The sequence below is a fragment of the Ruegeria sp. CDSA141 genome (assembly GCF_059612005.1).
Genome location: NZ_JBXWPT010000052.1, coordinates 1 through 1,513 on the forward strand (window position 1 = coordinate 1; position 1,513 = coordinate 1,513).

Genomic DNA, 1,513 nt, shown 5'->3' on the forward strand with positions numbered 1-1,513 from the left:
GTGTCCGTCGTCAGGGATTTTGGGACAGATGGCGGCGTGAGCTAAGAGAGGGTCTGGCTCATCTGGTTCATGTGATTATGCGGCGGATTTGCGGTGAAGCAAGCGTCGCGTTTCGATGGTCTTTCGTTTGATCCTTTCTCGTTGATTTAGAATGGTCTGCCCGCGTCCGAAGTAGACATCGGCCGGGGTGAGGTTTTGTAGGCTCTCGTGATAGCGTCGATGGTTGTAATGATTGACAAAGGCATCGATCTGTTGCCTGAGATCGCCGGGCAGATAGTAGTTTTCCAGCAGGATGCGGTTCTTCAAGGTCTGGTGCCATCGCTCGATCTTCCCCTGAGTTTGCGGGTGATACGGAGCACCTCGAATATGATCCATCTGCCGGTCCTCCAGCCAATCGGCCAACTCGCTGGAGATGTAGCTGGACCCATTGTCGCTGAGCAGCCGTGGCTTATGCAGAACCGTCGCCTGATCACAACCTGAGGCTTGCAGCGCCAGGTCTAGCGTGTCGGTCACATCGCCCGACTTCATCGTCGTGCAAAGCTTCCAAGCGATGATATAGCGGCTGTAATCATCGAGGATGGTCGACAGGTAGAACCAGCCCCAGCCAATCACCTTCAGATAGGTAAAGTCGGTCTGCCAAAGCTGGTTTGGCCGAGAGGTTTTGTCGTGGAACTCGTCGGCCGCCGATAGAACCACATAGGCCGGGCTGGTGATGAGGTCGTAGGATTTGAGGATGCGATAGACCGAAGCCTCTGAGACAAAGTACTTTTCTGTGTCGGTGAACTGCACGGCCAACTCACGCGGCGACAGATCGCTTTCCTTCAGAGCCAGGTCCTTGATCTTCTCACGCATCGGCTGCGGAATGCGGTTCCAGACCCGTGATGGCTTGGGGCTGCGATCCTCAAGCGCCTCGGGTCCGCCAGCCAGATATCGGTCATACCAGCGATAGAAAGTGGTTCTGGGGATGCCGAGTTTGTCCAGCGTACGCCTGGTCGGAAGATGCGATCCTTCGACGAGGCGGATGATCTCCAGCTTCTCAGATGCGGGATACCTCATTCGTCGTCGCCCCCATCCCCGATCATGCTTTTTTTGAGCAGCCGCAGTTCAAGAGCCTGTTCGGCAACCACCTCCTTCAGGTCGCGAGCCTCACGGCGCAGATCCTTGACCTCCGTCGAGGTCGCCGCACGAGCCGTGTCGCCAGCAAGGCGTTTCTTCCCAGCTTCCAGGAACTCCTTCGACCAGCTGTAATACAAGCTCTGCGCTATGCCCTCGCGGCGACACAGCTCTGCAATGCTGTCCTCGCCCTTGAGGCCATCCAGCACGATCCGGATCTTCTCTTCGGATGAGTACTGTTTGCGTGTTGCACGACGGATGTCCTTTACGACCTTCTCACCGTGGCTCCGCTTGGTTCCGGGTTTCTTTCTCATCTCCACTCCTTGGCGGTTACGATGAGCCAGAAACCCTCTCTTATCAAATCGACCTAAACTGTCCCATTGGCGCTGACGTCAGACAA

1 protein-coding gene is annotated in these 1,513 nt (G+C 56.2%); it reads right to left on the reverse strand.

All coding sequences use genetic code 11. The features are described from left to right. Positions 1 to 75 precede the first annotated feature (75 nt). A protein-coding gene (locus AC2FLP_RS22065; RefSeq protein WP_496686558.1) for an IS3 family transposase occupies positions 76 to 1,427 on the reverse strand; the annotation gives its coding sequence in 2 pieces (ribosomal slippage) (positions 76 to 1,091 and positions 1,091 to 1,427; 1,353 coding nt in all). Positions 1,428 to 1,513: the final 86 nt, after the last annotated feature.